A 25,697-nucleotide genomic window follows, 5' to 3' on the forward strand; every position below is an offset into this window, starting at 1 on the left:
TCACTCCTCTCCCAGGATCATCGATCGCCAGGAGTCGTCGGACAGGGCGGAGACCAGGCCTCCGTCATCGGTCGGGGTGGACATCGTGACCGTCTTTCCATCGGGGAGCTTGGTGCGCCCGGTCTTCGGGTCGTAGGTCGTGACGTACTTCCCCACGCCCTCGGGCTTGGGGACCATGTTGACACCGCGCTGCATGATCGGGTTGTCACCCTGGTAGCCGGGCTGGGCACGCTCGTCGGTGCACTTGGCTGGATAGAGCGGCTGGTCCTCCATCACGGTGCCGGGGATCCACTGGTCGGCGGGCTTGTAGCCCTCCTGGCACGGCGGTGTGGTGTAGACGAAGCCCATCGACAGGTGACCGTAGCCGTCGCCCGGCGAGCCGGTCCACCCTGTCGCCACGACGCGCGGGAAGGTCACCAAGGTCTGCTCGATCGCGGGCAGCCGGGCGGTGAGCACCTCGTTGACGGTGCTGAGGTTGGCCAGGAAGACCGGCAGGAGCGGTTGCAGACCGTCGAGCAGCGACTGCACCTGGACCGCGGTCGCCTCGCCGCCCTGCAGGATCTCGCGCAGCTCCGGGTCGCGCTTGTCCAGCGTCGCGGTGACCTGCTCGAGCCCGTCGGCGAACTCGCGGATGTCGCCGCTGTGCTCCTTCTGCGTCTGGAGCACCGTCTGGCTGGTGTTGAGCAGCCGCACGGTCTCCTTCTGGTGGGCGGAGGCCTGGTCGACCAGGGTGGAGCCCGAGTCGAGCAGCGTACGCAGGTTCTCGGCGTTGCCGCGGAACAGCGTGCCGAGCTCGGCGACGACGGTGCTCAGGTCCTGGCCGTTGATCGAGGTGGTGAAGCTGTTCAGCTCGGTGAGCAGCTCGTCGGTGGTGCCGGGCATCGACTCCGGCCCGGCGGTCACGACGTCGCCCTCGGCGAGGTAGGGCCCGGCAGCGGAGTCGGGGATGAAGTTGATGTACTGCTCCCCCACCGCCGACAGGTTGTGGACCTCCACCTCGGCGTCCCGCGGCACCTCGGTGCCGGGGTCGAGCTCCAGCTCGGCGCGTACGCCCTCGTCGGTGACGGTCATCGAGGCGACCCGGCCGATGCTGACGCCGCGGTAGTTGACCTCGCTGCCCTCGTAGAGGCCACCGGAGGCGGGCAGGTCGACCGAGACGTCCACGTGGCGGCCCAGGACCCGGTCGACGACGCCGAGGTAGGCGGCCGAGACGTAGAAGATCCCGACCGCGGCGAGGATGAGGAAGATGACCAGCTTGTTGCGGACGCTCCGTGTCATCAGTTGCCGCCTCCCAGCAGTCCGAGGAGGCCGAGCAGGCCTCCGGTGGTCGGCTCGGCCGTAGGTGACTCGGTGTCGGTGGGCGTCGAGAGCCCTTCAGCGATCTCCGGCACCAGGTCGTTGAGCCCCGGCGTCTTGGTCGAGGTCTCGCTCTTGGGGAGCAGGTCGGAGATGTCGGGCAGCTTCGGCGCCTTCTCCCCTGGCTTCAGCGGGGTGTCCTCCTTGCCGACGACCGAGCAGACCATCTGCAGGTTGGTCAGGTCGCACAGAGACTTGGCCAGCGGCTGGATCGCCGCGCACCCCTTGGAGTAGGACAGGCAGATCTGGAACACCTGCGGCAGACCGCTCGACTCGCCGTTGGTGAGGCTGCCGACCAGCTTGCCGAGGTCGAGATCCATGTGGAACAGCGCGTTGGAGTAGTCACCCATCGCCAGCCCGGAGGCGTTCTCGGGGAACGGGAAGCTTGCCGCCATCATCAGGCCACGCGGCAGCGAGTCACCGGCGTCGGCGAGCTCGCGCAGCGTCGGTGCCAGCTCGTCCAGCGCCGTGGTCAGGTTGGCGCCGCTCTGGTTGATCACCCGGGTCGCGACGACCCCGAGCCGGTCGAGCGCTTTCATCATCTTCAGCAGGTCGGCGTGCTGCTGGCGGAGCACCTCGAGCGCCGGGCCGAAGGAGTCGATGGCCGCCTCGATCTTCTCGGACTCCTTGTTGAGGGTGCGGGTCAGCCGGTCGACCTGCTCCATCGCCCTGATGATCGAGCCCTTCTGCTGGTTGAGCGAAGCGACCGTGGTCTCCAGGTTCCCCAGCAGCGCCCGCATGTCGCCGGTGCGCCCGTCCATCATGGTGTTGAGCTCGTCGCTGATGGTCTTCAGCTGCCCGACTCCGCCACCTGCCAGCAGGAAGGAGAGCGCGCCGAGCACCTCTTCGACCTCGGGGTTGCGGTTGGTGCGGTCGAGCCCGATCGTGGCGCCGTCGCCCAACCTGCCGGCGCTGGCGACGGTGGACCCCTCGGGCGCCACCAGGGCGATGTACTTCTCCCCCAGCAGGCTGGTCTGGCGTACGTTGGCCAGCGCGTCGGCAGGGAGCTCGATGTTCTTGCGGAGGGTCATGGTGACCTTCGCGTGCCAGCCCTCCCGCTCGACCTTGTCGACCTGGCCGACCGGAACGTCGTTGGCCATCACCTTGGTGCGCGGCACCACGTCGACGACGTCGTTGAACTCCGCGGTGACGACATAGCCGTCGCCCTCGCCGACCTCCTTGCCGGGAAGCGGCAGGTCATAGGCCTGTACGCCGCACCCGCTCGCCATCGCGACGAGGCCGGCCATGGCCAGGAAGACGCGCGTCCTCATCTCTTGCCTCCCGACATCAGTTCCTGGAGCGAGCCGCTGAGCTCGGTGATGCCGCCCTGGGTGACCACCTCGGGCTCCGCCTCCGGCTGCTTGGCCTGGGTGCCGGTGTCGAGCGGCAGCCCGGTGGCGGTGTCGCGGTCGGTCGGGGCGCTGGCCTCGGTGAGCGCCTCGCCCGCCGGCGCGGTCGACCCGGTCGGCAGCAGCGCCTTGAACAGTGCGCAGATCTCCTTGGCTCCGGGGATCTTGTCGTTCTCCACCACCATGCAGAGGATGTTGGACAGATCCGACCCGATCGGCCCGACCTGCAGCCGGAAGCCGACCGAGCCCGACGCCGGGTCGAAGGACTCGGCCAGGTTGCCGATACCGAGCGGCGCCAGGTCGATGACGGTGCCGAGGGTCTCCTTCTCCTTGGCCAGGATGTTGAGCGTCTTGTTGAGCTCCTTGACGTCGCCGACCAGGGCGTCGCGGTTGTTCTCCACGAAGGACTTCGTCACCTTGACCGCCTGCGCGATCGCGGCGAGCGCCTGGTCGAGCTCGTCGCTCTCACCGGCCAGCTGGGTGGAGACGGTCCCGAGGTCGGTCAGGAACTTCTCGGTGGTGTCGTCGTTGCGGGCCAGCGTCCGGGTGACCTCGGAGAGCTGGGAGAGGGTGCTGAAGAGCTGCTCGGAGTTGCCGCCGAGCACCTGGGCCGCCTCGGACATGTCGGCGATCGCCTGGTTGCCGATCTTGCCGTTGCCCTCCAGGGCGTCGGCGCCCTCGCGCAGGACGTCGCTCAGTGCCCCGTTCTTGTTGGCGCCGTTGGGTCCCAGCGCCGTGGTGAGCTCGGAGAGGCTGGCGTAGATGCGGTCGAGCTCGACCGGGACCGCCGTGCGCTCGATCGGGATCTCCCCGCCGTCGGCCATGGCCGGCCCGCCGGTGTAGGCCGGGGTCAGCTGTACGAACCGGTCGGCGACCAGCGTCGGGGTGACGATCGCCGCCTTGACGTCCTTCGGGAGCTTGTAGTCGCTCTCGTACTCGATCACCGCGTCCACGTGGTCGCCCTTCGGCTCGAGCGAGGCGACCTTGCCGACCTTGACGCCCATGATGACCACGTCGGATCCCTCGTAGATGCTCACCGCCTGCGGGAAGCTGACGGTCACCAGCTTGGTGTCGGGGGCGGCGACCTCGGAGACGAGCAGCAGCCCGCACATCACCACCAGCGCGATGGGCAACGCGGCCCATTTTCGGCCCCAGAAGTTCTTTGTCATTGCACGATCCCTGGTCGTCGTCCGGGCACGAACTCGCCGCTCACGATGCCGGTCAGGTTGGCGAGGTAGGCGTCGAACCAGGGGCCGGTGCCGATGATGTTGATCAGGATCGACGCGTACGGCCCGTAGTTCTGGATGGTCTTGGTCAGGTCCTCGTCGCGGGCGTTGAGGAACTTCAGCGCCTGGTTGAGTGCGTCCAGCGCGGGCCCGATCTGCTTCTGGTTCTCCTTCACCAGGGCCTGCAGCTGCTCGGCCAGGGCGGTGGCGTTGACCAGCAGCTGGTGGATCGCCTGGCGACGCTGGATGAGCTCGGCGAAGACCTGGTCGCCGTTCTCCATCACGCTGATGATGTCCTGCTTGCGCTGGTTCACGAGCTGGACGACCTTCTCGGCGTCCTCGAGCAGCGACTCCAGCTCGTCGCCGCGGGCGGCGATCGTCTGGGAGAGCGCGGCGATTCCCTGGAAGGCGCCCTGTACCTCGGGCCCGGCCTTGTCGAGCGTGCCCGACATCGTGGTCAGCGCCTTGGCCAGCTGCTGGGTGTCAATCGCCTCGGTCGTCTCGGCGAGATCGCCGAACGTGCCGACGATGTCGCTGCCGGCGCTGGTGCGGGCCAGCGGGATCTTCGAGCCGGCTTCGAGCGTGCGGCCGCCCTGCGGGGTGATGTCGAGGTACTTCTCCCCCAGCAGGTTGAGCACCCCGATCTTCGCCTCGCTGCGATGGCCGATCTCGGTGCCCTCGACCGAGAACGAGACGACCACCTTGGCGCCCTCGATCTCGATGTCGCTGACCCGGCCGACCCGGATGCCGGCGATCTCCACCCGGTTGCCCACGTGCAGGCCGCTGGTGTCGGAGAACTCGGCCTGGTAGGTGGTGCCGGCGAACCACGGGAGCTTGCGCAGGTTGAACGCCGCGGTCAGCGCCAGCGCGATCGCCACGATCGTGATCACGCCGGTGCGCTTGAGCTGCGTATCGCTGTGGTGTGCCATCAGAGCTTGCACCTCTCAGCCCGGCTGTAGAAGGCCACGTTGTCGAGCTGCTTCTGGATGGCCTTGACGGCGGGCGAGTTGTCGAGCAGCTCACCGAGCGAGGGCAGCTTGATCGAGAAGTCGAGGTCGCAGAGGTAGTAGTTGTACCAGGAGCCGTAGCTGCCGATCCGCGCCTGCGACTCAAGGGTCTCCGGGAGCCGCTCGAGCGTCCTGTCGAGCAGCTTCTGGTTGCCCGGCTTGTTGAGGATGTCCACCACCCGCTTGAGCTGCTTGATGTCCTCCTTGAGGAACGGGCGTACGTCGGTGAGCAGCCCGGCCAGCTCGTCGGTGAGGTCGCCGATCGAGGAGATCGAGTCGCCGATCGCCTCCTTGTCACGCGCCAGGTCCTTCATCCAGCCGCTGAGCTGCTGGATGAGCTCGGCCAGCTCGGTGTGGTGCTCGTTGACGGTGTTGAGGGTCTTGGAGAGGTTGGTGATCACGTCGCCGATCAGCTGGTCGCGCTCGGCGAGCGCACTGGTCAGCTCGGCCGTCTCCGAGAGGAGGCTGGCGACGGTGCCGCCCTCCCCCTGGAGCACCCGGATCAGGTTGAGCGAGAGCTTGTTGACGTCCTTGGGCTGCAGCGCCTGGAAGAGCGGCTGGAAGCCGTTGAAGAGCTCGGTCAGGTCGAGTGCCGGGGTGGTGTTGGCCATCGCGATCGCCTGTCCCTGCCGCAGCGGGGTGCCCTCCGATCCCGGCTCCTGCTGCCCGGCGTCCTGGGTCAGCGCCAGGTAGCGGTCGCCGACGAGGTTGAGGTAGCGCACCTGGGCGCCGCTCGCGGTTGTCAGCGGCACCGTCTTGTCGACCCGGAAGGTGACCATCGCGTGGTCACCGCCCTCGATCTCGACGGCGAGCACCTCGCCCACGGTGATGCCGGCGACGCGTACGTCGTCTCCCTCGCTCAGGCCCGAGGCGGTGGTGAACTCGGCGCGGTAGGGCACCCGGTCGCCGAAGCCGACGTTGCCCATGATCGAGGCCAGGGTGCCGGTGACGAGGATCGAGAGGACGGTGAAGATGACCAGCTTGGTCCCGGCCACCGCGGTCTTCAGATCGCGCTTGTTCACTGCAGACCCCCGTTCCCCGGTGCCCACGGGACGTCCTCGGTGCCGTTCTCCAGCTCCTTCGGCCCGGCAGGAACCTGCGGGGTCGGCAGGCCGTCGCACCACGGGCCGTGGCCGATCTCGCCCCACTCGGGGCGGTCGTCGCGGCCGTACGCCGGCTTCTGGGTGCCGTCGAGGACCATCGTCTGGCGCACGCGGTTCTGCTGGAAGACGGTCGCCAGGAGCTCGGTGTAGTCGTCGAGGCCTCGCAGCAGGCAGGTGTACTCCGGCGAGTAGTCGGAGAGCAGCTTGAGCAGCGGGACGGCCAGCTCGGTCTCGTACCTGATCGCCTTCTCGTTCGCGGCGAGCAGGTTCTCGGAGGTGTCGGCGACTCCGGTCACGGAGGTCAGCAGGCCGCCGAGGCGGGCGCGCTGCTCGGTGACGGTGTTGGCGGTGGTCGTGGTGTTCTCGAGGACCTTGACGAGGTCGGGCGCGGCCATGGAGTAGGTCTCGGCGACGTCGGCCATGTCCTCGAGATCGCGTTCGAGTGTGGGGAGGTGGACGTTCATCTCTTCGAGGTAGTCGTTGAGCTGGACCAAGGTCTCGCCGAGCTTCTCCCCGTTGCCGGAGAGCGCGGTGGCGAGGGCGTGCAGGGTGCTGTTGAGGTCCTGGGGACGGATCGACTTCAGCAGCGGGAACAGCCGGGCCAGGATCACGTCGAGCTCGACGCTGGTGCGGACCCGGTCGGCGGGGATCACGGTGCCGTCGCTCAGGGCGCCGGTGCGCTCCCCCTCGGGGTCGATGAACTCGACGTACTTCTGCCCGAACAGCGTCGTCGGCTTGATCGCGACGCTGACGTTGGCGGGGATCTGCTCGGCCTGCTCCGGCTCCAGGCCGAGCTCGATGACGGCCTTCTTGCCGTCCTGGTCGATCTCGCGGATCTGGCCGACGATGACGCCGTGCATGCGTACGTCGCCGTAGCGAGGCAGCTGCAGGCCGGCCCGGTCCGCCTCGACGCTCACGGTGGTGAACTGCACGAACGCCTTCTGGTAGATCGCGATGCAGAGCGTGATCAGCAGGGCGAGGGTCACCGTGAAGGCGATCCCGGAGACGAAGAGCTTGGTGTGCTCGGCGCGGGTGTCGCGCTGGATGCCCATCAACATCTGGCGCTCACCCCGTGATCCGGACCGTGGTCGTCGAGCCCCAGATCGCGAAGCTCAGGAAGAAGTCCGCGACGACGACGGTGACGATGGACGTACGGATCGCCTTGCCGACCGCGATGCCGACCCCGGCCGGGCCGCCGGAGGCGGTGTAGCCGTAGTAGCAGTGGATCAGGATGATCGCGACCGCGAGGATGATCAGCTTCAGGAAGCTGTAGAGGATGTCGATCGGGGGCAGGAACGCCAGGAAGTAGTGGTCGTACGTCCCGCCCGACTGCCCGTACATCAGCGTGGTGATCAGCCGCGGGCTGAGGTAGGAGGCGCACAGGGCGACGATGTAGAGCGGGATGACGGCCAGGAACCCGGCGATCATCCGGGTGGTCACCAGGTAGGGAAGGCTCGGCACCCCCATGGCCTCGAGCGCGTCGATCTCCTCCGAGATCCGCATCGCGCCGAGTCTCGCCGTGTAGCCGCAGCCGACGGTCGCGGCCAGCGCGATCGAGGAGATCAGCGGGGCGACCTCGCGGGTGTTGAAGAAGGCCGAGATGAACGCGGAGAACTTCGCGACACCGATCTGGCTCAGGCTGGCGTAGCCCTGGATGCCGACCTCGGAGCCCGCGAAGAAGGCCATGAAGGCGATCACGCCGACGGTGCCGGCGATCATCGTCAGGCCACCGGCGCCGAAGGCGACCTCGGCCAGGATGTTGAGCACCTCCCGCTTGTAGCGGCGGATGGTGCGGGGAGCCCAGGCCAGGGCCTTGACGTAGAAGAGCAGCTGGTCGCCATATCCCTCGACGGCCTGGCGCTGCTCCTTGACGATCTGGTTGCCCACCTGGGCGAGCGTGTTGGTCACCGGGGGATCACAACCCGTCCTGAGGAACGATCTGGAAGTAGACAGCGGTCATGATGGAGTTGAGGACGAACAGCATCATGAACGCGATGATCACGGCCTCGTTGACCGCTCGGCCGACGCCGCTGGGACCACCCTGGGCGTTGAGGCCGTTGTAGGCGCCGATGATCGCCGCCAGGAACCCGAACAGGGCCGACTTGACCATCGAGATGTAGAGGTCGGGAAGGCTCGCCAGCGCGGTGAAGCTCGACAGGAAGGCGCCGGCCGAGCCGCCCTGGACGATCACGGTGAAGAAGTAGCCGCCACCGATGCCGGTCGCGATCACGATCCCGTTGATCATCACCGAGACGAACAGGCATGCGAGGACCCGCGGGATCACCAGCCGGATCACCGGGTCGATGCCCAGCACCTCCATCGCGTCGATCTCCTCACGGATCTTGCGCGACCCCATGTCGGAGCAGATCGCCGACCCGGCTGCCCCGGCGATGATCAGCGCGGCCGCCATCGGCGCCGCCTCCCTGACCACCGCGAGCACCGCCGTCGCCCCCGCGAACGACTGTGCTCCGAGCTGGCCGGCGAGGTTGCCGACCTGCAGCGAGATGACCGCCCCGAACGGGATCGAGACCAGCACCGCGGGCAGCAGCGTGACGCTCGTGATGAACCAGGCCTGCTCGAGGAACTCCCGCATCTGGAACTTGGTCGTGAACGTCCCCTTGACGACCTCTCCGGTCATCAGGCCCATCCCGCCGACGCCTCGGACCAGCGAGGCGAACTGCACTGCCATCCTGCACCTTTCGGGTGGTCTTGTGACTCGGCTCACGTTTCAAGCCTGTAGTAGAACATGTTTCAGTTCTGAGGGCAACGACCCGCCGCGACATGCCCGGGAACAGGGTGGGAGGTATTCCAGTCCAACGACTTACCCGCCGGTAGGTGACGCGGATCACAGGATCCTCCATGCCTCCGCCGCGGTCGGAAGAAGGTCGGCTCTCGCATGCCGGTCATGAGCGTGATCGCACGCGCCGTGGCCCGGTGCGTGGGGGCCAGAAGTCCGCACCGGTGTGTCTCGCCGCGCCGAGCCGGTTAGATTGGGAACTGTGATGAGACTGTCGCCGGGGGGCGTCATGAGGTTCCTACGCCGCCTGCTCCTCGCCGTGTTCGGCGTGCCGGTGGCGCTGGCCGTCGTGATGAGCCTCGTCGACGGCTACCGCAGCCGAGGAAAGCGAGGCCTCAGGGGCAAGCCGTTTCCGGTGACGCCACCGCTGACCAACAGCGTCGGCGACGGCACGGTCACCACTTACACCTTCGGCAACGACCTCTACGAGGACATGATCGCCGCCATCGACGGCGCGAAGAAGCAGATCTTCCTCGAGACGTACATCTGGAAGGGCGACGAGGTCGGTCAGCGGTTCAAACAGGCGCTGGCCTCGGCGACCGAACGAGGTGTCGACGTCTACTGCATCTACGACGAGCTCGCCAACCTCGTGGTGCCCTCCCGGTTCAAGCGCTTCCCCGAGGGGATGCACGTCCTGCGCTATCCCACCTACGCGGCGGGGTGGCGCTTCTTCGATCTCTCCCGCTACGGCCGCGACCACCGCAAGATCCTGGTCGTCGACGACACGGTCGGGTTCGTCGGTGGCTACAACATCGGGACCGCGTACGCCACCGAGTGGCGCGACACGCACGTGCGCATCACCGGCCCCGGGGTGTGGGACCTGCGGCGCGCGTTCGCCGACTTCTGGAACCTCAACCGGCGGCGGCCGCACCCGCTGACCCACGCGAACGCCGCCGAGGGGCCGCTGCTCATCGAGACCGCACCGTCGTGGGAGCCCGATCTCCGGTTCCACCGCAACGTGCCCCGGTTGTGGATGTTCCCGATCCGGTCGATGTACCTGGAGGCGATCAACCGGGCCTCCCGCAACATCTACCTGACCACCGCCTACTTCGTCCCCGACGAGGACTTCGTGGACGCGCTCAAGGCCGCGGCGCAGCGCGGCGTCGACGTACGCATCCTGCTGCCGCTGAAGTCGAACCACATCGTCGTCGACTGGATCTCGCGTGGCTACTTCTCCCAGCTGCTCGGATCGGGTGTGCGGATCCTGCGGTTCAAGGACGCCATGATCCACGCCAAGACCGCCACCGTCGACGGCTTCTGGTCGACCGTCGGCACCGCCAACATCGACCGGCTCTCGCTGACCGGCAACTACGAGATCAACCTGGAGATCTTCGACCAAGACGTCGCCAAGCAGATGGAGGAGATCTTCTCCCGCGACGAGTCCAACGCGATCGAGCTGACCGCCGACGAGTGGGCCTCCCGCGAGATCCACCGCAAGTTCACCGAGCTGGTCCTCACCCCTCTCCGACCCCTGCTCTGACCCGCGGGCCTGCCGAGTCGGCGGATCTGCCCCCGTGCCTCGCGAAGCGAAGCGAGCGAGAGGGTGCGGATGTGCCGACTCGGCAGTGAAATCAGGTGGTCAAGACGGCAGATGCGTCCGCGGCGACATCTTCGGCCCCCGCCGAGGCCGCTTGCCAGCCCCGCGATAGATCAGCGCGACAACACGAGCACGATGGGGCCGAAATGCCTCCAGATAGTCCCGCAGCCGGTCGTCGTCCCAAGCCTGGTTGGTCAGCGCCCAGCCGACGTCCTTGGCGAGGTGGTAGTCACCGAAGCTGACGGCGTCAGGGTCGCCGAGCGCCCGCTGCCGCACCTCGGCGACGGTCCACTCCCCGATGCCCGGGATGGTGGTGAGCCGCCGCTCGACCTCCTCACCCGGGAGACCGGCGGTGCGCTCGACCGCCGTCGCGACCCGGGCGGCCTGGAGGACGGCCTTGGACCGGGCCGGGTCGACGGGCAGGCGCAGCCAATCCCAGCTCGGGATGGTCCGCAGCGCCTCCGGAGTCGGCTGCAGGCGCAGCCCGTGGTCGGCACCCGGACCCGGGGCGACCTCACCGAAGCGCCTGACCAGGTTGCCGAAGCCACGGAAAGCCTCGTTGTTGGTCACCTTCTGCTCGATGATCGAGGGCACCAGCGCCTCCATCACCAGGCCCGTACGCCCGAAGCGCGGCGTCTCGAAGCGCTCCAGCAGGCCCGCGAGCAGCGGGTCGTCGGTGTGGAACTCCTCGGGGCGGTCGCCCGCTCCGAGCAGTCCGGGCACGTGCTCCAGCGCCCACTCCGCGCCTTCACCCCATGCCTCGGACTCCACCTCGGCGTCGCACTGGCGCAGCCTGAGCGTGGCAGGGCCCTGCGGCGTACGGACGGCTCGCCAGTGGTCCTCGCCGAGGATCTTGTACGTCGGGTCGCCCAGCCCACGACGAAGCGGCCGCAGCATCGAGGCGAGGCCCACGGCGTAGCCCGGGCGAACCGTCCGCTGCTGACTCATGCCCCGAGGTTAGCCCGCGGGAAGACCCTGCTGGTGGTCAGATGGGTCGCCCGGCCGGCAGGGTCGCGGCCGGTGAAGCCGAAGACCCGGTGTGCGCCATGGAGGGCGTCGGCGGTGACGACCTGGTCGATGGCGTACGGAAGGACCTCGTAGCTCTGCGGCTCGTCGCCGATGGCGACCCCCTCAGGGCCGGGGATCTCCTCGACCCACAGCCGGCCGTCGGGGTTCTGATGCAGCGTCCAGTCGACGATGCGTGCGCGGTAGGTGCCGAGGAGCCGGCCGGTGTCGAAGCCGGCGGGCGGCTCGGACGGTGGCACCGGGTCGGGCGCGATCCGGACGCCCGCGAGGTCGTCGAGGAGGTGGCCGACGACGTCGTGGTAGAGCCCGTAGGTGTCGCCGCCGTTGGTGAGCAGCGCGACCGCCAGCCCGTGCTCCGGCACCATCCTGAAGAAGGCCGACTGCCCGATCGTCTGGCCGTCGTGGCCGACGATCCCCTGACTGAGGTCGTCGAGGGACCAGCCCAGCCCGCGCGCGTCGGAACGGGTCGATGCGGGATGGTCGACCTGTCGGGTGAGCATCTCGGCGCACGAGGCCGCCGAGACGACACGGGTGCCGCCAGGAGCCGTCCCGCCGGCAAGATGCATGGCGGCGAAACCGAGCAGATCGCGTACGCGCATCGACAGCATCGCGCCGACCGGGCCGCTGGCCCGGGCCATCCCCCACGCCGGTCCCGGACGGAGGACATGCTCGGGAGCGGGGTCGATGTGGCCCATCGCCGCACGGAACCGGATCGCGTCGTAGGCCGTGGTGGCGATGTGGGTGAGACCCAACGGGGCGGCGAGACGCTCCTGGAGGGCCCGGTCCCAGGTGGTGCCGCGCAGCACCTCCACCAAGCGCCCGAGCACCGCGAAGCCCGCATTCGAGTAGGAGAACCGCTCCCCCGGGGCGAATATCTGCGGCAGGTCGCCCATGGACGCGATGAACCGCTCGACCGCGTCATCGCCCGGCCCGTGGTCGGTGAAGACGTCGCCCTCGAAGCCGGCCGTGTGGGAGAGCAGCTGACGGATCGTGATCGTCGCGGCCGCCTCCTCGTCGGCGACCGCGAACCCCGGCAGGTGGCGCCTGATCTCGTCGTCGAGACCGACCCGGCCCTCGTCGACGAGCTGCATCACCAGATCCGTGGTCCACAGCTTGGTGATCGAGCCGACCTGGAACAGCGAGTCGGTGGTCGCCTCCACGCCGGTCGCGAGGTTGAGGATGCCGTAGGCGTGGTCGAGGACCTGGCCGTCCTGGAGAACTCCGACAGCGGCCGCCGGCACGCGGCGACGCGCCATCAGGGCGGGCAGCTCGGACTCGATCCAGGAGCGGGCAACGGCAAGCGGCATGGGGCGAGGATAGGTCGGAGCGGTTCAGCGCCCGATGTCGGCGAGAGCTGTCAGGGCGCGCTCGAAGGCCACCCGGTCGGCCGGGTCGAGATCGGCCAGCAGCTCGGTCTCCATCGCCGCGATGGCCTCGCGGCAGCTGCGGAGGACCCGAGCGCCGGCCGGGGTCAGGGACACGATCCGGTTGCGGCGGTCGGCCGGGTCGGGCTCGCGCTGGACCATGCCCTGGGTCTCGAGGCGGTCCAGGTTGCCGATCAGGCGGGTCTTGTCGCGGCCGGTCGTGGCGGCGAGCTGCGCCTGGGTGGGCGCGTCGGAGTCGGCCAGCGAGCTCAGTACCGCGTAGTCCCACATCTCCAGGCCCGCGGCGTCGAGGATCGGCTTCTCACGGGCCATCACCTCGCGCATCAGACGGGACAGCAGGAAGCCGAGCTCGGGTCGATCCACCGCAGAATCCTAACCGCTCGACATATCGTCTACATGTGCTTACGATCTACTAATGCTTACTTTTTCACAGACGCTCGCCGCCTACGGCCGCGCCCTCGACGACACCACCGCGCTCGCCACTGCGGCCGGCGATCTGACCGTTCCCACCCCCTGTGCGGGCTGGGACCTCGCCGACCTCTTCGGCCACATGATCGGACAGAACCTCGGCTTCGCCGCCGCGGTCGCCGACGGCGACGCGCCCGTGGCTGCGTACGAGTCCGTGGCGGTCACCGGCGACGACGTCGCGCGGAGGTGGCAGGACTCGGCCACCCGGGTGCAGGACGCGTTCGGTGCCGCCGACCCGGAGGCGACCGTGCACCTCGCCGAGTTCGGCTTCCGCCCGACCGTCGCGGTCGCACTTGGCATGCAGCTCCTCGACGCCGCCGTGCACGCCTGGGACGTCGCCACGGCGCTCGGGCAGACCTACCGCCCGGCCGACGCCACGGTCACCTTCGTCCTCGACCTGGCCCGGCAGATCGCCGCCAGACCGGGCGAGACGCCGGTGTTCGCCGCACCGCTCGCCGAGGACGGCAAGGACCCCTGGGGCGACGCGCTGCGCCTTCTCGGCCGCGATCCGGGGGCCAGCTGAACGCGTCGCGCGACGTGGGTCTCGACCCGCTTCGCGGGTTCGCGGGCTCACCCGCTGCGCTCGCTCGACCTCCTCCCGTTTGCCCGGCGCAAGCGCCGGGCAAGGCTCGGATGTCGGTGGCGTGATGTTCACTGGAGACATGCTGCTCGCCGACATCGTCTCCACCTCGAACGCCGTCGCCGCGACCCGGTCACGGAAGGCGAAGGTCGCCGCGCTGGCGGAGTGCCTCGGCGCGGCCACGCGCGACGAGCTGCCCGTGGTGACCGCCTATCTCGCCGGCACGCTGCTGCAGCGGCGTACGGGGCTGGGGTGGCGCTCGCTCACCACGCTCCCCTCCCCCGCGGCGGAGGCGACCCTCACGGTGGGCGACGTGCACGAGGCCTTCGAGCGGACGTCGCTGCTGGCGGGCTCGGGCTCGCAGGTCGCCCGGGCTGCCGAGGCCGAGACGCTCTTCGGCGCGGCGACCACGGCGGAGCAGGTGTGGTTGCGAGGCGTCATCACCGGAGAAGTACGGCAAGGAGCACTGGACTCACTCGTGCAGGAGGCGCTCGCGGTGGCCGCCGAGGTGCCGTTGCCCGCCGTACGCCGCGCCGCGATGCTGGCCGGCTCGACCGTCGTGGTCGCCGGGCTCGCCTTCGACGGCGAGGAGGCACTCGCCGAGGTCGGCCTGGTCGTGGGGCGGCCAGCGCTGCCGATGCTCGCCTCGTCGGCCGGCTCGGTCGAGGAGGCCATGGCCAAGCTCGGCGAGGCGGTCGTGGTCGACACCAAGCTCGACGGCATCAGGATCCAGGCCCACAAGTCGGGCTCGGAGGTACGCATCGCGACCCGCACCCTGGAGGACATCACCGCACGGCTGCCCGAGGTGGCCGAGATCGTCGCCTCCTTCCCGGCCGACACGCTGGTACTGGACGGCGAGGCCATGACTCTCGGACCGGACGGACGACCGCGGCCGTTCCAGGAGACCGCCTCGCGCACCGCGACCCGGTCGGCGGCGGACACGGTCGTCGTGCCGTACTTCTTCGACATCCTCCACGTCGACGGCCGCGACCTCATCGACCTCGCGCTCGACCAGCGGCTCACCGAGCTCGACCGGGTCGTCCCCGAGCGGCATCGGGCACCGCGGCTGGTCACGGTGGACACCGAGGAGGCGGAGCGGTTCGCCACGGACGTGCTCGCCGCCGGCCACGAAGGCGTCGTCGTCAAGGGGGTCGGCCTGCCCTGGGAGGCGGGGCGGCGCGGCTCGGGCTGGATCAAGGTCAAACCCGTCCACACCCTCGATCTGGTCGTCATCGGCATCGAGTGGGGCTCGGGACGCCGCAAGGGCTGGCTCTCCAACATCCACCTCGGCGCCAGGGGCGCCGACGGCGAGTTCGTGATGATCGGCAAGACGTTCAAGGGCATGACCGACCAGATGCTGGCCTGGCAGACCGAGCGGTTCACCGAGCTCGCCATCGGCGGCACCGACGACTGGCAGGTGAAGGTCCGCCCCGAGCAGGTGGTCGAGATCGCCTTCGACGGGGTGCAGCGCTCGACGCGCTATCCGGGCGGCGTCGCGCTGCGGTTCGCCCGGGTGGTGCGCTACCGCGAGGACAAGACGCCGGCGGAGGCGGACACGATTGATACCGTCAGAATGTATCTTCAGTGACCTGATCGGGATACCGGGTGCAGGTGGCCCCGACCGATCCTTTAACCTCACTGCGCGTGCCCCCACACGCCTATGCCCGCCTCGTTGCGTTTCTCGCGACGCTGACGCTGATCCTGGGGTCCGCCGCCGTCAACCCGGCCCCCGCCGCCACCGGCGCCTCCGCCGACCAGTCGGTCGCCGCGCCGAACGCCAGCGTCTCCCGGCCGATCCTGGGTGAGTCGTTCACGCTGAGCGGCTCGCTCGGGCCTGGCGTGAGCCGGGTGGTCTGGCTGGAGCGCTACCACGACGGCGACTGGCAACGCGTACAGAAGCAGATCGCCGACCGGACCGGCCGCTACTCCTTCGTCGTGAGCCAGTCCTCGTGGCGTATGCGCTGGCGGGTTTTCGCCCCCGCCGTCGAGCGGGAGGGGCGGAACTGGGCGGAGCTGGCCACGGCGCCGCGTACGCTCTTCGGGCAGCCGCAGGCCGTCACGACCAGCATGGCGAGGTCGGTGCGCGCCGGGAGCGCGGTGCGGCTCACCCTGTTCGCCGCCCCGGCCCGCCCCGGCCGAGTGCTCACGCTCCAGCGCGACAGCGGCAAGGGATGGACGAACGTCGCCAACCTCACCACCGGCCCGACCGGCCATGCGACGTACGTCTTCAAGACCCGGGAGGTGGCGAAGACGCGGTTCCGGACGGTCGCCAGGGCGCATCACGGTGCGCCGGCGTTCGTGGGATCCTCGGCGGCCGTCTACGCCCTCGGGAGCAGGCCGGTCGGGGTGATGGCCTGGCGCGGCGACTCGCTCAACCATCCGGAGAACACCCTGGACGCGTTCCGCAGCGCCGTGCGGCAGCGGGCCGACTTCATCGAGATGGACTTCCAGCCGACGGCCGACGGCGAGTGGGTGCTGCTGCACGACGGCGACTTCAGGCGTACGACCGATGTCGAGGACCGCTTCCCCGAGCGCCGGCGGGCGAGCCCGCGGGAGTTCACCCTCGCCGAGGTGCAGTCGCTCGACGCGGGCTCGTGGATGGGGCCGCAGTTCCGCGGCGTCCGGGTGCCGACCATCGAGGAGACCTTCGACGCCATCGACGTGGCGGAGCGGCTCTACGGCCACCGGGTCCGGCTCGTGGTCGAACTCAAAGGCGAGAGCGCCGCCGAGATGCGTGCGCTCTACCGCAAGGTCGTCTCGCTGCGTCCGGACTGGGTCTCCAGAAAGGGGCACGGCGACAAGGCGATCTTCATGAGCTTCGACGCGAGCCACTTCGACTTCCCCGGCTTCGAGCGGACCGGGATGGAGACCGTCGCCGTCAAGGACGAGCCCGATCCCGCGGACCTCCACGATGACGAGTTCACCCAGGTGCACCTCCACACCCGGCTGCTCGACGCCGCCCTCGTGGACCGCTACCGCAACCAGGGCGCCGAGGTCGGCACCTGGCCCGCGGTCAACACCGCATCCGTGCTCCGCGCCGCGGTCGCGGGGGTCGACTACGTCACCACCGATGACGTCGCGGGTGCTCGGCGCGCACTGCTCCACTAGGCGGATGTGAGGACTGTGAGGACTGACACTGACAGTGCAACTCCGAGTTGCACACCGCGTACAGTGTGCGTGTGAGCAGCCGATCAACCAGTTCCCACTCCCCCTCGGGCTCCGCTTCGGCCCGCGGCACCGAGCCCGACGGACGCCGCTCGGCCGCCGCCGCCCGACGCCGTGCCCGCGAGGCAGACATCGTCGCCGCGACCCGCAAGCTCTTTGACGAGCGCGGAGTGAGCGACGCCCAGATCGAGGACATCGCCAAGGCGGTCGGCATCAACCGCGCGATCGTCTACCGGCACTTCACCGGCAAGGACGAGATCTTCGCACTGACCCTGGTCGGCTACCTCGACGAGCTCCGCGAGCGGATGCTCACCGCAACCGAGGGCGACAGCGCACCCACCGACGTGGTCCGTGACGTCGTCGGCACCTTCGTCGACTACGGGATCGAGCATCCCGCCTTCGTCGACTGTGCCCAGACGCTGATGCGCCGCAGCGGCTCCGACCTCCTCGACGAGCTCTCCGAGAGCGCCCTGTTCCGCCTGGGCCGGGCGATGAACGGCTGCCTCACCATCCTCACCACTGTCTTCGAGGACGGTGCCGCCTCCGGCGAGCTCCACGTCAAGGACGCCAACCTGCTCGCCAACACCCTCTACGCCTCCGGCCTCGGCGCCCTCCAGCTCGCCCGCGTCGGCATCCTGGTCTCGGAGTCCGCCCCCGGCGTACCCACCGTCGGCTCCGTCTCCCCCGACCAGGTCCGCGACTTCCTCGTCACCTCCGCCCTGGCCCTCACCGCCAAATAACGCCGAGACGTCACGTACGTCGGCCGAGCCGTCAGTTCTGGCGCGCGAGAAGGTAGTTGTGGGCGACGAAACTGGAGTCTCGTCGCCCACAACTACCTTCTCGGCCGCCACTTCTACCGATTCGGCGGATCAACATCGCGAGACGTCACATGCGTCGGCCGAGTTGGCAGTCGGGTGCCAACTCGGCCGACGGGGGTGACGTCTCGGGCTACTTCTCCAGGATGGCGACGACGCCCTGGCCGCCGGCGGCGCAGACGGAGATGAGGCCGCGGCCCGAGCCCTTCTCGTCGAGGAGCTTGGCGAGGTTGTTGATGATCCGGCCGCCGGTGGCGGCGAAGGGGTGGCCGGCGGCGAGGCTGGAGCCCTTGACGTTGAGCTTCTCGCGCGGGACGGTGCCGAGCGGGGCGTCAAGGCCGAGCTTGTCCTTGCAGAAGTCCGGGGACTCCCAGGCGGCGAGGGTGGAGAGGACCTGCGACGCGAACGCCTCGTGGATCTCGAAGAAGTCGAAGTCGTCGAAGGTCAGGCCGTTGCGGGCGAGAAGGCGCGGGACGGCGTAGGCGGGAGCCATCAGCAGGCCCTCGCCGCCGGCGACGTAGTCGACAGCGGCGACCTCGGCGTCGACGAAGTAGGCCAGGACCGGCAGGTTCTTGGCGGCGGCCCACTCCTCGCTCGCGAAGAGCACGGCGGAGGCGCCGTCGGTCAGCGGCGTCGAGTTGCCGGCCGTCATGGTCGGGTTCTCGCCCTTGACCCCGAAGACGGGCTTGAGGGTCGCGAGCTTCTCCACGGTCGAGCCCGGGCGGAGGTTGTTGTCCTTCTCCAGACCGCGGAACGGGGTGATCTGGTCCTCGAACCAGCCGGCTTCGTAAGCGGCGGCGAGCTTCTGGTGGGAGGCGGCGGCCAGCTCGTCCTGGGCCTCGCGGGTGATGCCCCACTCCTGCGCGGTCAGCGCGGCGTGCTCACCCATGGAGAGCTTGGTGCGCGGCTCGACGTTGGCCGGGATGTTGGGGATGACGTCGGCAGGGCGGAGCTTGGCGAAGGCCTTGACCCGGTCGATGTTGGTCTTGGCGCGGTTGGCCTCGAGCAGGACCTTGCGGAGCTTCTCGCCCAGCGCGATCGGCGCGTCAGAGGTGGTGTCGGTGCCGCCCGCGATGCCGGAGTCGAGCTGGCCGAGCGCGATCTTGTTGGCGATGTAGGTCGCGGCCTGAAGACCGGTGCCGCAGGCCTGCTGCAGGTCGACGGCGGCCGTCTCGGGGGCCAGCTTGGAGCCGAGCACCGACTCGCGGGTCAGGTTGAAGTCGCGGGAGTGCTTGAGCACCGCGCCGGAGGCGACCTCACCGATGCGCTCGCCCTCGAGGCCGAAGCGAGCGGCGAGTCCGTCGAGGACGGCGGTGAACATCTCCTGGTTGGACGCGGTCGCGTACGCACCGTTGGAGCGGGCGAAAGGAATGCGGTTGCCGCCCACGATGGCGACACGACGAGTGGTGGTCATGAGTTCATCCTTGTCTGATGAAGCGCTTTGGAGAAGGGTATGTCAGGGAGATCACGAAAAGTGGACACCGAGTTACACGCCTAGTTACAACTGGCCAGTAACATACCAACGTACGCCTCAGAGACCACGTCCAGAAGGATCAGAGAGACCATGAGCGACAAGTACCAGAGCTTCACCCAGTCGGCGATCGGCAAGGTCCTCGTCAAGAACCTCGGGCTGCCGAGCCCCGCCAAGCTCGAGCGGTACGCAGCCGGTGCCCCGCTCGTGAAGGGCACCGTCCTCGTCGGCGGGCGTGGTCGTCTGGCGGAGTCGCTGGGCGGGCTCCTCGGCGAGCTGGACATCACCTCGACCGACACGGCGCAGGCCGGCAACCGGTTCAAGGGGCTGGTCTTCGATGCCACCGGCCTCACCTCGACCGCCGACCTGGTCGCGCTCCAGGAGTTCTTCACCCCGGTGCTGCGCAGCCTGGAGAACAACCCGCGTGTGGTCGTGATCGGCACCCCGCCCGAGCAGCTCAAGGGCGCGGAGCGGGTCGCCCAGCGCGCGCTGGAGGGCTTCACCCGCAGCCTCGGCAAGGAGATCGGCAAGGGCGGCACCGTCCAGCTCGTCTACGTCGCCGAGGGCTTCGAGGGCTCGCTGCTCTCCACGCTGGCCTTCCTGCTCTCCCCGAAGAGCGCCTACGTCTCCGGCCAGGTCGTGCGGATCGGCACCAAGAACGCCTCCCCCGCGGCCGAGCAGGTGGACCCGAAGAAGCCGCTGACCGGCAAGGTCGCGCTCGTCACCGGCGCCGCGCGCGGCATCGGCGAGGAGATCGCCAAGGTCCTGCAGCGCGACGGCGCGACCGTCGTCGGTCTCGACATCCCGCCGGCCGAGGACGACCTGAAGAAGGTCACCCCCGACTACATCACCGCCGACATCACCTCCGCGGACGCACCGGCGACGATCGCCGCCTACCTCCAGGAGAAGTTCGGCGGCGTCGACATCGTCGTGCACAACGCCGGCGTCACCCTCGACAAGAAGCTGGCCAACCAGAAGCCCGACCGCTTCGGCACGGTGCTCGAGATCAACATCACCGCACCGGAGCGGATCACCGCCGAACTGCTCGAGCAGAAGCTGGTCCGCCCCAACGGCCGCATCATCGGCGTCTCCTCGATCGCCGGCATCGCCGGCAACGTCGGCCAGACCTCCTACGGCGCCTCGAAGGCCGCCGTCATCGGCTTCGTCGACTCGCTGGCCGAGGAGCTTCCCGACGGGATCACAATCAACGCGGTCGCGCCGGGCTTCATCATCACCCAGATGACCGCAGCGGTGCCGTTCGCGACGCGTGAGGTCGGCCAGCGGCTCAACGCGATGGCCCAGGGCGGCCTGCCGGTCGACGTCGCCGAGACCATCGCCTGGTACGCCTCGCCGGCCTCCACCGGCGTCAACGGCAACGTCGTGCGGGTCTGCGGCCAGATGATGCTGGGGGCCTGATGAGCACGCCGAAGACCGAGCCCAGCTTCACCGGCAGGTCCGGTCCCGCCCTGCTCGTCCGGGCGGCGCTGCCGGCCATCCCGGGCATCAACGCGCTGCCGGGGATCAAGAAGACCGGCGTCGCCTACGAGGAGCTCAGCCTCACCCGCGAGCCGGTCGCTCTCGAGCGGAAGGCGGTCGACGCGTACGCCGAGCTGTGCGGCTTCCCGATCAAGGACACCGTGCCGCTCCCCTACCCGCACATGCTGGCCTTCCCGCTGCACATGGCGCTGATGTCCTCGCCCGACTTCCCCTCGCCCGCGATGGGGATGGTCCACATCGAGAACTCGATCAGCGGCTACCGCCCGATCTCGGTCGGCGAGGCGGTCGCGGTCACCGCGACCGTCGGCCAGCCCGAGCCACACCCCGTCGGCAAGGCGTACCGGTTCCTGACCGTCGCCACCGTCGAGGGCGAGGTCGTGTGGGAGTCCACGTCGACGTACCTCGTCCGCGGGAAGCGCAACCCCGACGTCTCCTGGAAGTCTGATCTGATCGAGGTGGACCCGTCCGGGCCGGTCTTCCCGCTCAAGGCCGATCTGGGCCGGCGCTACGCCAAGGTCGCCGGCGACTACAACCCGATCCACCTCTACCCGCTGACCGCCAAGGCGCTCGGGTTCAAGCGTCAGATCGCCCACGGGATGTGGACCAAGGCGCGCTGCATCGCGGCGCTGGAGAACCGGTTGAGCGATGCGGTACGCGTCGACGTGGCGTTCAAGAAGCCGGTCTTCCTGCCCTCCTCGGTCGCGTTCGGGTCGCTCAAGCACCTGGACGGTTACGACTTCTCACTCCACAAGCGGGGCTCGGACACGCTCCACCTGGTGGGACGCACCACCACCCTGTGACGTCGAGGGCCGCCACGATTTAACCCGTGGCGGCCCTGGTCTCGCAGGTGAGACGGTGCTCGCATGCCTGCCCCACTCCAGCTCCCGCCGCGCTACACCGAGCGGCCGTTGACCCTCGCCGATGCCGCCGCCGTGACCCGCGTGATGGCGGCGAACGAGCTGGCCACCGTGGGCGAGGTCCTCATCGAGGAGGCCGACATCGTCGCCGAGTGGCAGCGGCCCTCCTTCGACGTCGGTGCGGCCACCGTCGGCGTGTTCGGACCCGACGGCGACCTCGTGGGGTACGCCGAGTGCTCCGGCGGCGCCCGTGCCGACGCGGCCGTCCACCCCGAACACTGGGATCACGGGATCGGCACCGCCCTGGCCGGCTGGATCAGCGCCCGCGCGGCCGAGCTCGGGGAACCGGTCATCGGCATGCCGGTCCCCCAGGGCTCGCCAGGCGACCGGCTGCTCGAGTCCCTGGGCTGGTTCCCGCGCTGGGAGTCCTGGGTACTGGCGCTGCCGCAGGACGCGGCGATCCCGGTGCGAGAGCTGCCGGAGGCGTACGCCATCCGGGCTGCCACACCGCAGGACCACGAGCAGGTGTGGACCGTGATCGAGGACGCCTTCCTGGAGTGGTCCGAGCGCGAGCGGGAACCCTACGCGGACTGGGTCGCCACGACCATCGAGCGGCCCGGTGCCGAGCCGTGGAACGTCCGCGTGGTGACCGGCCCGGACGGTGCCGTGGTCGCCGCCGCGGTGCTGGTGATGACCGAGGACGGCCGGGAGGGGTACGTCAGCAGGCTGGCCACCCGCAAGGACCAGCGCAACCGCGGCCTGGCCCAGGCGCTCCTCGCCGACGCGTTCGGCGTCGCCCGTGCCCACGGAGCGAGGCGCGCGACCCTGTCGACGGACTCCCGCACCGGCGCCCTCGACCTCTATCTCCACGTCGGCATGGAGGTCGAGTCCACCTGGGTCCACCGGGCGACCCGGCCCTGATCCCACTTCGACACCCCAGCCTCGGCTACCATCTTGCGTCCAGGAGGTGGACAGACATGTCCGACGTACTGATCCGAGGGCTCTCGGATGACGAGCTCGCGCGCATCGACACCGAGGCGACGCGGCTCGGGCTCACCCGCAACGAGTATCTCCGCCGATGGTTCACGCCCGACGCGCTGCGTCCGCTGCCACCGGCGCGCCCCGTGGCCGGCGGCGACTTCGCGAAGTTCGCTCCGCTCGCCGACCGGGGTCTGATGCGTGACGCATGGTCGTGAGGCGACCCTGGCTGATGCACCGGTCGGCACTCGCCCGGATGTCCACCAGCCCCGACGCTGAGAAGTGGTCCCGCCTGATCGAGCTGGGACAAGTACGCATCACCACCACGACACTGCTCGAGATCGGCCACCTGGCCCGCTCAGAGCGGGAGTGGTCCGATCTCGTCGAGGACGTGCCGGTAATCCACATGCCGCTCGCGACGCTCACCCCGCGTACGGAGGCACGCGCGCTGGAGATCCAGCGCATCGTGCTGCGCGACGGCCGCCACCGGGCACCGTCGGTGCCGGACCTGCTGGTGGCCGCGGTCGCCGAAGAGGCCGATCTCACCGTCCTCCATGCCGACAACGACGTCGACCTCATCACCCGTACCACCGGCCAGCCGGTCGAGCGACTGCGAGCCTGAGGCTCAGAAGAGCTCGCGGACCTTCTCGATCGGCCGGGCGAGCACGCCGCGGTCGCCCTTGATGACGATCGGGCGCTGCAGCAGGGCAGGGTGCTCGACCATCAGCGCCACCAGCTCATCCTCGGAGAGGTCGCGGTTGGCCAGCTCGAGCTCCTTGTAGACCGGCTCCCGCTTCCGCAGCACGTCACGAGCACTCAGGTCGGTCTTGGCGAGGATGTCCTTGACCTCCTCGGTCCGCAGGCCGAGCACGTGGTAGTCGACCTTCTCGAAGTCGACGCCCTCCTCCTTGAGGAGAACGAACAGGTTCCGACACGTCGTGCAGGTCGGCTTCTCGTACACGGTGATCTGGTCCACGCCGCCACCCTAGCCCGCTGATCGGTGCGCTATCGCGGCGGGCGACAACCGTGTGCGATAGTGCGCCGACCTACTTCAGGAGCGGAAATGGGACAGTTGCGCCGACTCGAGCCTGGATGCTGAGACAGTCACGCCGAGTCGGCTCGTCATAACGAGCCGACTCGACGAAAAGGGTCAGTCGCGAGGCGGGCGGATGAGGCCTTCCTGCGCGACCGTGGCCGCCAGGATGCCGTCGGCGGTGAAGACCCGGCCGATGGACAGGCCGCGGCCACCGTACGCGGAGGGGCTCTCCTGGTCGTAGAGCCACCACTCGTCGGCGCGGAAGGGTCGGTGGAACCAGATGGTGTGGTCGAGCGAGGCCATCTGGATGCCCTTGTGGTCCAGCGAGTGGGCGGCCAGGGAGGCGCCGAGGAGCGAGATGTCGGAGGCCCAGGCGAAGGCGCCGCGCTGGATGTTGTCATCGTCGGGAAGCGAGGCGCCCAGCCGGATCCAGAGACGCTGCTGCGCCGGACGTGCCGGGTCGGGCTCGATGCCGAGCATGGAGTTGCCGACAGCGCGGATCTCGACCGCCTCCCACTCGCGCGCCAGCGAGACGGCCTCGGGGCTGCCGGAGTCGGCCATCATCTTCAGGAAGTCGATGCACTTCTCGGGCGGCGGGACGGACGGCATCGCGTCCTGGTGCTCGAATCCGGTCTCCTCACGCTGGAAGTTGGCGGTGAGGTAGTAGATGTCACGCCCCTTCTGACGCGCCCGGACCCGCCTGGTCTCGAAGGAGCGCCCGTCGCGGATCCGCTCGACGTCGTAGACGATCGGGTAGGACGGGTCGCCCGGCAGCAGGAAGTAGGAGTGCATCGAGTGCACCGTGAAGGCCGGGTCGGCCGACCGCACCGCGGCCATCAGCGCCTGGGCGGCCACCTGGCCGCCGTAGGCGCGCCCGCGCGAGTTGCGGGTCGTGGTGGCACCGTGGAAGAGGTCCTTGTCGATCTCGACCAGGTCGAGCACGCCTACCAGCTCGGCCACTGCCTGATCCGCCGCTACGGCGTCGGTCGTCATGCGTTGAGTTTCTCTCAATCCTTCTCAGGGTTGTCATCGGGGTCGGGACCGTTGAGCCCGGCCAGGAACTGCTCGAACTGCTCACCGAGCTCGTCACCGGTCGGCAGCGGCTCGTCGGGCGCCAGGAGCGAGCGTCCGGACTCCTCGCCGCGCTGGAAGGTGTCGTACTGCTGCTCGAGAGCGGCCACGACCTCCCGCACCTCGGCATTGTCCTCGATGTAGGACGCGATCTCCTCCTCGCGGCGCTGCGCCTCGGCCTCCAGGTCGGAGACCGGGATCGTCAGCCGAGCCGCACGCTCCAGCTCCTCGACGAGCACGACCGCCGCGGCCGGGTAGTCGCTCTGGGCCAGGTAGTGCGGCATGTGCACCACGAAGCCGCCCGCCGGGTGCCCCCACTCCCCCAGGCGTACTTCCACCAGGGCCTGGGCGGAGGCCGGGATCCTGATCTCGCCCTTCCAGGGGCTCTCCCAGACCTGGCCGGCGAGCTCCTGCGCGGGGTCGTTGGCGTGCCGGGTCGTGGTCAGCGGCCGCGTGTGCGGCACCGCCATCGGCACCGAGGCAAGCGCGATCACCTCGGTCACGCCGAGGCGCTCGATGACCTCGCGTACGGCACCGGCGAAGGCCTCCCAGCGGTTGTCCGGCTCGGGGCCGTGCAGCAGGAGGTAGGGGTTGTCACCGGTGTCCTTGAGCAGCCGGACGACCAGCCGCGGCGCGTCGAAGGACTCGTAGTGGTCACTGACGAACGAGATCGCCGGGCGTCGGGCCCGGTAGTCGTGGAGCTCGTCGACGTCGAAGGTCGCCACCACCGGCGCTCGCCTCGACGTCTGGATCAGATGGGCCGCGGCACGCTCGGCGGCCTTGCCCGCGTCGAGGAAGCCGTCCAGGACGACCACCAGCGGCAGCCGCTCGCCTCCGGCAAGGATGATCTCCTCAGGCAGGTCGTCGACGATGTGCACCAGTCGTGATCCGGCCATCGGTGTCTCCTCCCGTTGCGTACGGCCCTCGCGGACCTCGTCGTCGCTCGCCTCGCCAGGGATCGCGACCCTGGGGC

25 protein-coding genes are annotated in these 25,697 nt (G+C 69.2%); 10 read left to right on the top strand and 15 right to left on the bottom strand.

What is annotated here, in order from left to right:
* From ACIO3S_RS11790 to ACIO3S_RS11825, 8 genes are read right to left on the bottom strand one after another with little or no spacing between them, the layout of a single operon-like run.
* Positions 1 to 1,278: an MCE family protein gene (locus tag ACIO3S_RS11790; RefSeq protein ID WP_400463331.1), complete on the bottom strand. Its 1,278-nt coding sequence runs from the start codon at positions 1,276 to 1,278 to the stop codon at positions 1 to 3.
* The gene (locus tag ACIO3S_RS11795; protein WP_400463334.1) at positions 1,278 to 2,627 is read right to left on the bottom strand and encodes an MCE family protein; all 1,350 of its coding nucleotides are present in this window, start codon (positions 2,625 to 2,627) and stop codon (positions 1,278 to 1,280) included. Before ACIO3S_RS11795 ends, ACIO3S_RS11790 begins: the two co-directional genes overlap by 1 nt.
* Entirely contained in the window at positions 2,624 to 3,874 is a 1,251-nt protein-coding gene (locus tag ACIO3S_RS11800; protein ID WP_400463337.1) for an MCE family protein, read from the bottom strand. The genes ACIO3S_RS11795 and ACIO3S_RS11800 overlap by 4 nt, the downstream gene beginning before the upstream one ends.
* Positions 3,871 to 4,860 (bottom strand): MCE family protein, encoded by a 990-nt coding sequence (locus ACIO3S_RS11805; protein WP_350839233.1) that lies wholly within the window; start codon positions 4,858 to 4,860, stop codon positions 3,871 to 3,873. The genes ACIO3S_RS11800 and ACIO3S_RS11805 overlap by 4 nt, the downstream gene beginning before the upstream one ends.
* On the bottom strand, positions 4,860 to 5,960 hold the full coding sequence (locus ACIO3S_RS11810) for an MCE family protein (protein WP_400463340.1): 1,101 nt from the start codon (positions 5,958 to 5,960) through the stop codon (positions 4,860 to 4,862). Before ACIO3S_RS11810 ends, ACIO3S_RS11805 begins: the two co-directional genes overlap by 1 nt.
* Positions 5,957 to 7,099 (bottom strand): MCE family protein, encoded by a 1,143-nt coding sequence (locus tag ACIO3S_RS11815; RefSeq protein WP_400463343.1) that lies wholly within the window; start codon positions 7,097 to 7,099, stop codon positions 5,957 to 5,959. Before ACIO3S_RS11815 ends, ACIO3S_RS11810 begins: the two co-directional genes overlap by 4 nt.
* Before the next feature lie 7 nt (positions 7,100 to 7,106).
* Positions 7,107 to 7,949 (bottom strand): ABC transporter permease, encoded by an 843-nt coding sequence (locus tag ACIO3S_RS11820; protein WP_160023206.1) that lies wholly within the window; start codon positions 7,947 to 7,949, stop codon positions 7,107 to 7,109.
* Positions 7,950 to 7,956: 7 nt separating this feature from the next.
* Complete coding sequence (locus ACIO3S_RS11825) at positions 7,957 to 8,688, bottom strand: ABC transporter permease (RefSeq protein WP_305367616.1); 732 nt, start codon at positions 8,686 to 8,688, stop codon at positions 7,957 to 7,959.
* Between the two features lie 379 nt (positions 8,689 to 9,067).
* Between ACIO3S_RS11825 and ACIO3S_RS11830 the strand changes: the two genes are divergently transcribed.
* On the top strand, positions 9,068 to 10,318 hold the full coding sequence (locus ACIO3S_RS11830) for a phosphatidylserine/phosphatidylglycerophosphate/cardiolipin synthase family protein (protein ID WP_400463345.1): 1,251 nt from the start codon (positions 9,068 to 9,070) through the stop codon (positions 10,316 to 10,318).
* 99 nt (positions 10,319 to 10,417) lie between these two features.
* On the opposite strand, the gene ACIO3S_RS11835 is transcribed toward ACIO3S_RS11830, so the two are convergent.
* The 3 genes from ACIO3S_RS11835 to ACIO3S_RS11845 are packed head-to-tail and all read right to left on the bottom strand — an operon-like array spanning position 10,418 to position 13,149.
* The gene (locus ACIO3S_RS11835) at positions 10,418 to 11,323 is read right to left on the bottom strand and encodes a DNA-3-methyladenine glycosylase family protein (protein ID WP_400463348.1); all 906 of its coding nucleotides are present in this window, start codon (positions 11,321 to 11,323) and stop codon (positions 10,418 to 10,420) included.
* A complete protein-coding gene (locus ACIO3S_RS11840; RefSeq protein WP_400463350.1) occupies positions 11,320 to 12,708 on the bottom strand; it encodes a serine hydrolase domain-containing protein in 1,389 nt (462 codons plus the stop codon). The genes ACIO3S_RS11835 and ACIO3S_RS11840 overlap by 4 nt, the downstream gene beginning before the upstream one ends.
* A 24-nt stretch (positions 12,709 to 12,732) precedes the next feature.
* Positions 12,733 to 13,149: a MarR family winged helix-turn-helix transcriptional regulator gene (locus tag ACIO3S_RS11845; protein WP_400463352.1), complete on the bottom strand. Its 417-nt coding sequence runs from the start codon at positions 13,147 to 13,149 to the stop codon at positions 12,733 to 12,735.
* A 52-nt stretch (positions 13,150 to 13,201) separates the two neighbouring features.
* Here ACIO3S_RS11845 and ACIO3S_RS11850 point away from each other — a divergent pair, with 52 nt between their 5' ends.
* The 4 genes from ACIO3S_RS11850 (at position 13,202) to ACIO3S_RS11865 (ending at position 17,739) form a co-directional block, all read left to right on the top strand.
* Entirely contained in the window at positions 13,202 to 13,777 is a 576-nt protein-coding gene (locus tag ACIO3S_RS11850; protein ID WP_400463355.1) for a TIGR03086 family metal-binding protein, read from the top strand.
* Positions 13,778 to 13,901: 124 nt separating this feature from the next.
* Positions 13,902 to 15,422 (top strand): ATP-dependent DNA ligase, encoded by a 1,521-nt coding sequence (locus ACIO3S_RS11855; RefSeq protein ID WP_400463358.1) that lies wholly within the window; start codon positions 13,902 to 13,904, stop codon positions 15,420 to 15,422.
* 56 nt (positions 15,423 to 15,478) lie between these two features.
* Positions 15,479 to 16,942 (top strand): glycerophosphodiester phosphodiesterase, encoded by a 1,464-nt coding sequence (locus ACIO3S_RS11860; protein ID WP_400463360.1) that lies wholly within the window; start codon positions 15,479 to 15,481, stop codon positions 16,940 to 16,942.
* 71 nt (positions 16,943 to 17,013) lie between these two features.
* A complete protein-coding gene (locus ACIO3S_RS11865; protein WP_160023192.1) occupies positions 17,014 to 17,739 on the top strand; it encodes a TetR/AcrR family transcriptional regulator in 726 nt (241 codons plus the stop codon).
* 208 nt (positions 17,740 to 17,947) lie between these two features.
* On the opposite strand, the gene ACIO3S_RS11870 is transcribed toward ACIO3S_RS11865, so the two are convergent.
* On the bottom strand, positions 17,948 to 19,228 hold the full coding sequence (locus tag ACIO3S_RS11870; protein ID WP_160023190.1) for an acetyl-CoA C-acetyltransferase: 1,281 nt from the start codon (positions 19,226 to 19,228) through the stop codon (positions 17,948 to 17,950).
* Between the two features lie 150 nt (positions 19,229 to 19,378).
* Here ACIO3S_RS11870 and ACIO3S_RS11875 point away from each other — a divergent pair, with 150 nt between their 5' ends.
* The 5 genes from ACIO3S_RS11875 (at position 19,379) to ACIO3S_RS11895 (ending at position 23,239) form a co-directional block, all read left to right on the top strand.
* Positions 19,379 to 20,701, top strand: coding sequence for a 3-oxoacyl-ACP reductase (locus tag ACIO3S_RS11875; RefSeq protein ID WP_400463364.1), 1,323 nt, complete (start codon positions 19,379 to 19,381; stop codon positions 20,699 to 20,701).
* Positions 20,701 to 21,582 (top strand): MaoC family dehydratase, encoded by an 882-nt coding sequence (locus ACIO3S_RS11880; RefSeq protein WP_400463367.1) that lies wholly within the window; start codon positions 20,701 to 20,703, stop codon positions 21,580 to 21,582. The genes ACIO3S_RS11875 and ACIO3S_RS11880 overlap by 1 nt, the downstream gene beginning before the upstream one ends.
* Before the next feature lie 63 nt (positions 21,583 to 21,645).
* Positions 21,646 to 22,560, top strand: a complete 915-nt coding sequence (locus ACIO3S_RS11885) for a GNAT family N-acetyltransferase (protein ID WP_400463370.1) — start codon at positions 21,646 to 21,648, stop codon at positions 22,558 to 22,560.
* 56 nt (positions 22,561 to 22,616) lie between these two features.
* Complete coding sequence (locus ACIO3S_RS11890; RefSeq protein WP_091041496.1) at positions 22,617 to 22,835, top strand: hypothetical protein; 219 nt, start codon at positions 22,617 to 22,619, stop codon at positions 22,833 to 22,835.
* 14 nt (positions 22,836 to 22,849) lie between these two features.
* Complete coding sequence (locus ACIO3S_RS11895) at positions 22,850 to 23,239, top strand: PIN domain-containing protein (RefSeq protein WP_400463373.1); 390 nt, start codon at positions 22,850 to 22,852, stop codon at positions 23,237 to 23,239.
* A 3-nt stretch (positions 23,240 to 23,242) separates the two neighbouring features.
* On the opposite strand, the gene ACIO3S_RS11900 is transcribed toward ACIO3S_RS11895, so the two are convergent.
* From ACIO3S_RS11900 to ACIO3S_RS11910, 3 genes are all read right to left on the bottom strand, one after another.
* A complete protein-coding gene (locus ACIO3S_RS11900) occupies positions 23,243 to 23,593 on the bottom strand; it encodes an arsenate reductase family protein (RefSeq protein ID WP_400463376.1) in 351 nt (116 codons plus the stop codon).
* A 174-nt stretch (positions 23,594 to 23,767) separates the two neighbouring features.
* Positions 23,768 to 24,646, bottom strand: coding sequence for an acyl-CoA thioesterase (locus ACIO3S_RS11905; protein ID WP_400463379.1), 879 nt, complete (start codon positions 24,644 to 24,646; stop codon positions 23,768 to 23,770).
* Positions 24,647 to 24,660: 14 nt separating this feature from the next.
* The gene (locus ACIO3S_RS11910; protein WP_400463382.1) at positions 24,661 to 25,620 is read right to left on the bottom strand and encodes a proteasome assembly chaperone family protein; all 960 of its coding nucleotides are present in this window, start codon (positions 25,618 to 25,620) and stop codon (positions 24,661 to 24,663) included.
* Positions 25,621 to 25,697 lie beyond the last annotated feature (77 nt).

Source organism: Nocardioides sp. NPDC087217 (genome assembly GCF_044744805.1).
Classification (GTDB): domain Bacteria; phylum Actinomycetota; class Actinomycetes; order Propionibacteriales; family Nocardioidaceae; genus Nocardioides.